At 64.2% G+C, this 8,047-nt stretch carries 7 protein-coding genes and 1 tRNA gene; 4 read left to right on the top strand and 4 right to left on the bottom strand.

Translation table 11 applies throughout. The features are described from left to right. Together AC1DWA_RS30415 and acpS are read left to right on the top strand one after the other, a co-directional pair. Nucleotides 1–2,694 (top strand): beta-ketoacyl synthase N-terminal-like domain-containing protein (locus AC1DWA_RS30415; protein ID WP_477917427.1); only part of this gene is annotated, 2,694 nt, incomplete at its 5' end. Nucleotides 2,695–2,704: 10 nt separating this feature from the next. Next, nucleotides 2,705–3,103 (top strand): holo-ACP synthase AcpS, encoded by a 399-nt coding sequence (gene acpS, locus AC1DWA_RS30410; protein ID WP_021333452.1) that lies wholly within the window; start codon nucleotides 2,705–2,707, stop codon nucleotides 3,101–3,103. A 58-nt stretch (nucleotides 3,104–3,161) separates the two neighbouring features. Here the strand turns inward: acpS and AC1DWA_RS30405 are convergent, their stop codons facing one another. Next, on the bottom strand, nucleotides 3,162–3,863 hold the full coding sequence (locus AC1DWA_RS30405; protein WP_019749142.1) for a TetR family transcriptional regulator: 702 nt from the start codon (nucleotides 3,861–3,863) through the stop codon (nucleotides 3,162–3,164). A gap of 290 nt (nucleotides 3,864–4,153) precedes the next feature. On the opposite strand from AC1DWA_RS30405, the gene AC1DWA_RS30400 reads away from it, so the two are divergent. Next, complete coding sequence (locus AC1DWA_RS30400) at nucleotides 4,154–5,503, top strand: M20/M25/M40 family metallo-hydrolase (RefSeq protein WP_477917425.1); 1,350 nt, start codon at nucleotides 4,154–4,156, stop codon at nucleotides 5,501–5,503. Here AC1DWA_RS30400 and bcp read toward each other — a convergent pair. Next, entirely contained in the window at nucleotides 5,500–5,973 is a 474-nt protein-coding gene (gene bcp, locus AC1DWA_RS30395) for a thioredoxin-dependent thiol peroxidase (RefSeq protein WP_019749140.1), read from the bottom strand. The genes AC1DWA_RS30400 and bcp overlap by 4 nt on opposite strands. A 145-nt stretch (nucleotides 5,974–6,118) precedes the next feature. On the opposite strand from bcp, the gene AC1DWA_RS30390 reads away from it, so the two are divergent. Next, the gene (locus AC1DWA_RS30390) at nucleotides 6,119–6,340 is read left to right on the top strand and encodes a DUF3618 domain-containing protein (protein WP_003945299.1); all 222 of its coding nucleotides are present in this window, start codon (nucleotides 6,119–6,121) and stop codon (nucleotides 6,338–6,340) included. Between the two features lie 66 nt (nucleotides 6,341–6,406). Here the strand turns inward: AC1DWA_RS30390 and AC1DWA_RS30385 are convergent. Together AC1DWA_RS30385 and AC1DWA_RS30380 are read right to left on the bottom strand one after the other, a co-directional pair. Beyond that, nucleotides 6,407–6,479: transfer RNA gene (locus AC1DWA_RS30385), tRNA-Lys, on the bottom strand. Nucleotides 6,480–6,572: 93 nt separating this feature from the next. Further along, nucleotides 6,573–8,003, bottom strand: a complete 1,431-nt coding sequence (locus AC1DWA_RS30380) for an amidase (RefSeq protein WP_477847556.1) — start codon at nucleotides 8,001–8,003, stop codon at nucleotides 6,573–6,575. Between the last annotated feature and the right edge of the window lie 44 nt (nucleotides 8,004–8,047).

Below are 8,047 nucleotides of genomic sequence, written 5' to 3'. Positions count from 1 at the left end.
GCGTCGTACACCGACGTCGACGCACTGATCGACTGGATCGGCAACGAGGCCACCGAGAACGCAGGCGGCGCAAAGAAGCTCATCAAGCCGGCCATGACGCCGACGATGCTCTTCCCGTTCGCAGCTCCGCGTGTCGGCGGCGAACTCTCCGACGCCGGCGCTCGCGCCGAAATGGAAATGCGCGTGCTGCTCTGGTCGGTGGAGCGCCTCATCGGCGGTCTGTCGAAGATCGGTTACGACAGCGATGTCGACACGCACCTGCACGTAGTGCTGCCCGGTTCGCCGAACCGCGGAACGTTCGGCGGCGACGGTGCTTACGGTGAGGCCAAGGCTTCGCTGATCGCCGTGGTCAACCGCTGGAAGGCCGAGCGGAACTGGGCCGAGCGGGTCACGTTGGCACACGCGGTCATCGGTTGGGTTCGCGGAACCGGACTCATGGGTCACAACGATCCGATCGTCGACGCGGTCGAAGCTGCGGGCGTCCGCACCTGGTCCACCCAGGAGATGGCGACCCAACTGCTGAAGACGGCAACCCGCGAGTCGCGGCGCGCTGCAGCAGAGGCTCCGCTCGAGGTCGACCTGACCGGCGGACTGTCCGAGGCCAACCTGGATCTGGGTGCTTTGGCCAAGGAAGCTGCCGAGGTTGCCGAGATCGCCGAGGCTGTCGACGAAGCAGTGGACGAGTCCAGCATCCTGGCGCTGCCCACGCCGGCTCGCATCGACGACTCGGTCAAGGCTCCGAGCTGGCCCGAACTGGACGTCACCCCCGCGGACCTCGTGGTCATCGTGGGTGCCGGAGAGCTCGGACCCTACGGTTCCTCGCGTACCCGCTTCGAGATGGAGGTCGACGAGCAGCTCTCTGCCGCAGGCGTTCTCGAATTGGCGTGGAACACCGGACTTATCGTCTGGGAGAACGACCCCAAGCCGGGCTGGTACGACGTCGAATCCGGTGACCTGGTACCCGAGGCGGAAATCGCCGACAAGTACCACGACGCAGTCGTCGAGCGTTGCGGCATCCGTCGCTACGTCGACGAGGGCGCGATGATCGACAACACCGCTCCGCTGCTCACCTCCGTGTTCCTGGACAAGGATCTGAGCTTCGTGGTCGGCAGTGAGGCAGAGGCTCAGGCCTTCGTCGAATCCGATCCGGAGAACACGACGGCGACGGTTTCCGCCGAGTCCGGAGACTGGACGGTCACCCGCCGGGCAGGCACCGAGATCCGCGTCCCGCGCAAGATGAAGCTGACTCGCAGTGTCGGCGGCCAGATCCCGACCAACTTCGACGTCACCAAGTGGGGCATCCCCGCCGACATGGCAGATTCGGTCGACCGCGTCGGACTCTGGAACATCGTCGCAACGGTGGACGCCTTCCTCACCGGCGGCTTCACTCCGAGCGAACTGCTCCGCTGGGTACACCCGAGCCTGGTCGCCAACACGCAGGGCACCGGCATGGGCGGCATGACCTCCATGCGGAGCCTGTACATCGACACGCTGCTCGGCGAGAACCGTCCGAACGACATCCTGCAGGAAGCGCTGCCGAACGTCATTGCAGCGCACGTCGTTCAGTCGTACGTCGGCGGTTACGGCGCGATGGTTCACCCCGTCGCCGCCTGCGCCACGGCAGCGGTATCCGTCGAAGAAGGTGTCGACAAGATCCGACTCGGCAAGGCGCAGTTGGTTGTTGCCGGCGGGTTCGACGATCTGAGCACGGAAGGCATCATCGGCTTCGGTGACATGTCGGCAACTGCCAAGACCGAGGACATGCACGCCAAGGGCATCGAGGATCGCCGCTTCTCGCGGGCCAACGATCGTCGCCGCGGCGGATTCGTCGAGTCGGCCGGTGGCGGAACGATTCTCCTCGCTCGCGGAGACCTGGCACTCGAGATGGGCCTGCCCGTCCTCGGTGTGGTCGCCTGGGCCGGATCGTTCGCCGACGGTGTCCACACCTCGATCCCGGCACCGGGACTCGGAGCACTGGGCGCCGGACGTGGGGGAGCGGATTCGCAGCTCGCTCTCTCGCTCAACGCTCTCGGTGTGAGCGCCGACGACATCGCCGTGATCTCCAAGCACGACACCTCCACTGCCGCCAACGATCCGAACGAGGCAGAGCTGCACGAGCGCCTCGCCGGGGCATTGGGACGCAGTGAAGGTGCGCCGATGTTCGTGGTATCGCAGAAGAGCCTGACCGGTCACGCCAAGGGTGGTGCCGCAGCCTTCCAGCTGATCGGGCTCTGCCAGGTACTGAGCCAGGGCATCGTCCCGCCGAACCGCAGCCTCGACTGCGTCGACGACAAGATGGCCGAGTTCGAGCACCTCGTGTGGGCACGTCAGCCGCTCAAGTTCGGTGATCAGCTTCCGCTGCGTGCCGGCCTGCTGACCAGCCTCGGCTTCGGTCACGTCTCCGGCCTGATCGCAGTCGTGCACCCGCAGGCATTCGTCGAGTCGGTTCCGGCCGACAAGCGCGCCGACTATGTTGCTGCGGCGCAGCAGCGGGCGATCGACGGTCAGCGCCGCCTCGCCAAGGCGATGTGCGGTGGCGACAGCCTTTACGAGCGCCCGGCGGATCGTCGCCTCGGTGCCGACGGAACGCCGGCCAAGGCGTCGCGTCAGCTCGAAGCGGACATGCTGCTGAGCGAGGACGCACGACTCGGCGCAGATCTGGTGTACCGCTCGAATCTGCCCGGCTGCAAGTAATAATCACGGTATGGGAGTTCTGGGTATCGGCTTCGACCTCGTGACGGTGTCGGAGTTCGCCGAGCAATTGAACAGGCCGGGAACGGCAATGCTCGACAACTTCACACCGGGCGAGCGTCGAGACGCCGCTACCCGGAGCTCCGAACCGGCACGACATTTCGCCGCCCGGTGGGCAGCGAAGGAAGCAGTGATCAAGGCATGGTCAACTGCTCTCTTCGCCAGCCCACCGGTGCTGGGGGAGATGATCCACAATCAGATCGAAGTCGTCTCGGACGCCTGGGGTCGCCCGGGCATACGGCTTCGCGGTGACGTGGCCAAACACCTCACCGGAGTGAAGATTCATATCTCGCTCACCCACGACGGGGACATGGCGGGCGCTTTCGCGGTCATCGAATCCGACCCGGAGTAGCACTGCCGGACACGAAAGAGCCGGTCTCCCAAGGGGAGACCGGCTCTTTGTCGTTCGACTAGTCCTTCGTGCGGGATTCCTTCTCGGCGACGAGGAGATATGCGATCATCAATCTTTTCAGTTCGGCGACGGCGTCGGCATGCGACTGACCGTCCTGAACCGAGAAATTGAGCATCGAATACACCACGTGGACAAGAACTTCCGCCATCATCAGGCGACGATCTCGCCGCGTACGAGGCGTCAACGGACCGAGCATTTTCGCTACGGTCTCGGCGAATTGCTTTTCGTGAATGACTCCGGTGGCCCGCGTGGACGGCGTCGACTGCATCGCCAGCCAGACCTCGCGGCGCGACGGATCGGACGTCCACAGCCCGGCCATGTGATCGACGAAACTGTTCAGGAACCGCAACCAGTCGAGCGAGGGTACTTCGCCGCCGAACTGCGCAAGCTCGTGCTGGACCCCGACGAGGTCCTGGCGGTTCAATTCGCACACGATGACGTACTTGTTCGCGAAGAATTGGTAGAGCGTCCCGATCGGGACGTCGGCACGTGCCGCGACCTCTTCGCAGGTGAACGATTCGAAACCGACATCGGTGAGGAGTTCCCGTGACGCTGCCAGGAGTGCGTCGAATTTACGCTGGCTGCGCTCTTGCGTCGGACGCTTGCGCGGCAGCAGTTCCTGCGGTTCTTCGAGGCTCTGAGGATTCTCCAGTGCTGGGTCGACTCGTCGCCGCGCGCGGTTACGAGTCGTGGGCTGCACGTCTTCCAGGCTATCGGTGTTTTCTGTCGAATTTGGGACTTGTGCATTATCCGGTGTCATCGGCCACCTACTTCGGCGGTCGTGATCGGTCGAAACGCACCGCGCAGGTGCGCGCACACGAGTCCCGATGCTGTTGCCACACCTCGATACTAGGTGACCACCTGTCCAGTAGCTGAAGAGGTTGCTGCGCGGTGTGGCGCAACGGCGATCCTGCCGACTCCCTACGCCCGATTCGGGCACACTGAGATTCTTCGGGCACACCGAGGTTCGATGCCGAGGAGAGGGAGACGATGACGGAAGAACTGCGAACCGCGGTACGTGAACTCATGCCGCGTGCCCATGAGGATCTGAGTGCACTTGTGGCGATGAAGTCCGTCGCAGATGCACGGCAGTACCCGCCGGAAGAGTGCGCGGCCGCGGCACATTGGGTCCTGGAGGCATTCCGCGATCAGGGTTTCGCCGATATCGAGGCGATCGAGACCCCCGACGGCTCGGCCGCCGTCGTCGGTCGTCGACCAGGTCCGGTCGGTGCTCCGACCGTTCTGCTGTACTGCCACTACGACGTTCAGCCGCCGGGAAACGAAGAGCTCTGGGGCTCGCCGCCTTTCACACTCACCGAGCGGGGTGGACGGTGGTACGGACGCGGCGCTTCGGACTGCAAGGGCAACGTCGTCATGCATCTGACAGCTCTGCGAGCGCTCGCCGCAGCAGGTGTGGATCCGAGCGCACATCTGACGATCGTCGCCGAAGGATCAGAGGAGATGGGCACTGGCGGTCTCGAGGATCTGGTGCGAGAGCGGCCCGAACTTTTTGCGGCCGACATGATCCTGATCGCCGATACGGGCAACACCGAGGTCGGGGAGCCGACGATCACGACATCACTACGCGGGATCGCCAACGTGGTGGTCCACGTGTCGACGCTCGAGGGTGAGATTCACTCCGGTGTCTTCGGTGGACCGGCACCCGATGCGATCACCGCGCTGGTGCACATTCTCTCGACGCTGCACGACGGCGCCGGAAACACCACTGTCGAAGGCTTGASCAACGACCAGGAGTGGGAGGGAATCAGTTACGACGGCGATCAGTTCCGCTCCGACGCCGGGGTACTCGAAGGGGTACAACTGACTGGTTCCGGTTCGGTCGCCGAGCAGGTGTGGGCTCGTCCGGCGCTGACCATCCTGGGTATCGACTGCCCGCCGGTCGTGGGTTCTGCGGCGGCAATCACGCCCCGTGCATCCGCACGCCTGAATCTTCGCTTCCCGCCTGGCACGGATCCGGCGCAGGCACAGAAGTTGTTGACGGACCACCTCCGCGCAGCGGCGCCGTGGGGCGTCCACATCGAGGTCGTACCGGAATCGACGGGATCACCGTTCTCGTCCTCGACGGAAGGGACGGGATTCGCGCAGCTGAAGTCTGCGCTGACCGATGCCTACGGCCGCGAAGTGGGGTTTGCCGGCCAAGGGGGATCGATTCCGCTGTGCAGTGCGTTGGCCGAGCAGTTCCCCGACGCGGAGATCGCGTTGATCGGCGTCGAGGAACCGCAGTGCCGCATTCATGCACCTGACGAAAGCGTCGACCCGTCGGAGATCGAGAATCTCGCTTTCGCGGAGGCGCTGTTCTTGAGCAGGTACGGGAGTTAGACGGATAGATCGCGTCGTAGCTTGGCGACGTGGCCGGTGGCCCGGACGTTGTACTGGGCCACCTCGATCTTGCCTTCCTCGTCAACGAGGAACGTCGAGCGGATGACGCCCTGGACCGTCTTGCCGTACATCTTCTTCTCACCGAATGCGCCCCAGGCTTCGAGCGTCGCCTTCTCGGGGTCGGAGAGCAGCGGGAAGGTCAGCTCTTCGGTATCGCGGAACTTCGCGAGTTTTGCTGGCTTGTCCGGCGAGATTCCGACGACCTCGAGCCCGGCGCCGTTCAATTCGGCGAGGCTGTCGCGGAAGTCGCAGGCCTGCTTGGTGCACCCCGGGGTGCTGGCCGCGGGGTAGAAGTACACGATGACCTTGCGGCCGCGGTAATCGTGAAGCGAAACCTCGTTGCCGTCGGCGTCTGGGAGCGTGAAATCCGGCGCGACGTCGCCGGCGGACAATCTACTGTTCTCGGTCACGGGAATCGAGGTTAGTCGAGAAATTGCGCGGCAGGTGGGCGCGAGGGCATTCTGCTCCTCTACGGTAGAGCGAAGTGTCGGCGCGCTGCGTCCGCACAGCAGACCCGCACACAGAGCAGCAGAACACAGACAAGTTGGAGGACACGTGCCCAGGGACACCGAGAGCATCGAACGCGAGATCGAGAAGGCGCGTAACCAGCTCGCGAGCACACTCGACGAACTGACGGTCCGCACCAACCCGAAGCGGCTGGTCGAGAACACCAAGAAGACGGTGCTCGCCAAGCTCAACGAGCCGGCAGTGAAGTACGCGCTTATCGCAGTTGGTTCAGTGGTGGGACTACTCGTGGTCCGGAAGATCATTCGCTGACCCGAGTTTTCGAAGGCAGAACATGAAGAAGGCCCCCACCTGGTGAGGTGGGGGCCTTCTTGCAAGTGCGCCCACAGGGACTCGAACCCCGGACCCAGTGATTAAGAGTCACTTGCTCTACCAACTGAGCTATAGGCGCTCGCTCTTGCGAGACAGAACATTAGCCGACAGGCTCAGGAGTTTGCAAAACGCGTGTTCATCGTGGTGACGATGGTTACATCGCTTCCGGAATTCACGAGTGTGGCGGGCGTGAATCCGGCCAGCGGACGGTGCTTTCCAACTGCTGTGCGACGGCGAGAATCGCCGATTCGCCACCGCTGCGCGCAACCAGTTGGACGCTCAGGGGGAGTCCGTGTTCGGAGAAGCCGGCGGGTACCGCGGCCGCCGGGTTGCCGCAAACATTCCAGATAGAACAGTAGGCGGCGATCGGCAACGCCTTGCGGACTGCGGACAGAAGGCCGGTTCCTTCGAGTTGTCCGATCGGGCGTGGCAGCGCGGGCGTCGTCGGCATCAGGACCAGGTCGAAGGTGTCGAAGACCTGGTTGACCGTCGCTGCAATTCGCTGACCTTTGCGGTAGGCGAATTTGCCGACGCGCGCGGGTGCAGCTATCCGGCCGATCGAGGCGAGCGCTCGCGTGCGCTTCTCGAGAAGCGCTGGATGATCGACACGAAGCGCTTCGTCGCGGACACCGCCGAGTACCTGCGGGAGAAAAGCGGCAGTGGCGTCCGGGTACTCGGGATCGTGTTCTTCGACGTGATGTCCCAACGCGCTCAACATCTCTGCGATCGAGAGCACCGCGGCAACGATCTCCGCTGACGGGCGGACGCCCCGGATCGGACTCCGGGTGGACACCGCGATGCGAAGCGGCCCGGGTGCCAACACGGCCGCGTCGGCAAAGCTGGTTCGGAGCGTTTCGGCTGTGTAGTCGTCGGTCTCGGTGGTGCCGGTGATTGCGTCGTATACGAGCGCGCTGTCCTCGACCGAACGAGTGAGAGGCCCGAGTGTGCCGAGTCCGCGCCAGAGGTTTCGGTTCGGCGCGGTGCTCACCCGACCGCGTTGCGGCTTGAGTCCGAACAACCCGCAGAACGCCGAAGGCAATCGTATGGAACCGCCGCCGTCGCCGCCTATTGCCGCCGCGACCATTCCCGACGCGACGGCCGACGCAGATCCTCCGCTCGATCCGCCGGTGGATATGCCGGTGTCCCAAGGGTTTCTCGTGTATCCGTTTGCGGCAGTCTCGGTGAAGGGCCAGATGCCGAACTCGGGCATCGTCGTCTTGCCGACGATCACCGCACCCGCTTCGCGCAACCGACGGACAACCTCTGAATCGGCCGATGCGATGCGCGTGGCTGCCGCACCGCCGTACGTCGTCGGCGTTCCGGCGACGTCGTTCTCGTCCTTGATTGCAATCGGGACTCCGTGCAGTGGGCCCAGGGTTTTGCCGTCGGCCTGACGTTGATCGAGCCGTGTCGCCTCGTCGAGTGCTTCGTCCGCGAGAACTCGTACAAATGCGTTGAGCGTCGAATCGAGGCGCTCGATACGGCGAAGTGTGGTCTCGGTGAGTTCGCGGGCGGACAAAGCTCCGGACCGGATCAGAGCTGCCTGACCTGCCACCCCGGCAAATGCCAGTTCGCCGCCGGGCGTGAATTCGCGCTCAGTCATCAGACCTCCAGGCCGTGGTTCCGGTAACTGCGAAGTCTATTCAC

It is taken from the genome of Rhodococcus sp. P4_F3_2 (assembly GCF_056401335.1).
Note: the sequence above shows the minus strand (reverse complement) of the source record. Positions and strands in the feature narration are given on the sequence as shown.